The sequence below is a fragment of the Deltaproteobacteria bacterium CG11_big_fil_rev_8_21_14_0_20_42_23 genome, assembly GCA_002796345.1.
Lineage (GTDB): Bacteria > UBA10199 > UBA10199 > 2-02-FULL-44-16 > 2-02-FULL-44-16 > 1-14-0-20-42-23.
In genome coordinates, this window is sequence record PCXC01000029.1 from 1 (window position 1) to 557 (window position 557).

Sequence of the window (557 nt, forward strand, 5' to 3'; positions counted from 1 at the left end):
CAAACGCCCTTTTTTCAACAACACCAAACCGTAAACCACTCTCATTACTCACTTCGATGTGCTCATGGAGGGTTTTTCAGGGGGGACTAATATATTCAACAACACCACTTTTGAGCATAATGTAAACAGCTCTGTATGATCTGCTCAAACGAATTGAACGTTGCCCTTTTCTTTTTCCCTGCAATGCTTCGTCATGATAGCCCGAAATTTTTCTAACTTGCTCCACACCTTCCAATTCAACAGCCCGGATCCAAGATTCCAATTTGTTTAAAATATGTCTTGGGACAGAATTGAGTTGTTTTTTAGCCTTTTTACCCAACTCAACCTGTGTAAGCATATTTTTAACTGTACACTTATCTGGGGTACTTTTTCAAGAAAAAAATATTATGTGGCCCTACGGGTTCTCAACTTCCGTTCAATCGCAAAAAAAACCGTCCTTTCGGACGGCTTGTTTTTTGCGGAGAGAGAGAGGGATTTCCTTTCCATCACCACTCGACAAGAACAAAAATCGTGTCTCGTATTCCAAGGACCCCAAGCCGTAATCGCTGCGCCCATTG

At 41.8% G+C, this 557-nt stretch carries 1 protein-coding gene; it reads right to left on the minus strand.

What is annotated here, in order from left to right:
- Positions 1-76: 76 nt before the first annotated feature.
- Positions 77-337 carry a hypothetical protein gene (locus COV43_03395; protein ID PIR25883.1) on the minus strand — a complete coding sequence of 87 codons (261 nt, stop codon included), beginning with the start codon at positions 335-337 and terminating at the stop codon, positions 77-79.
- Positions 338-557 lie beyond the last annotated feature (220 nt).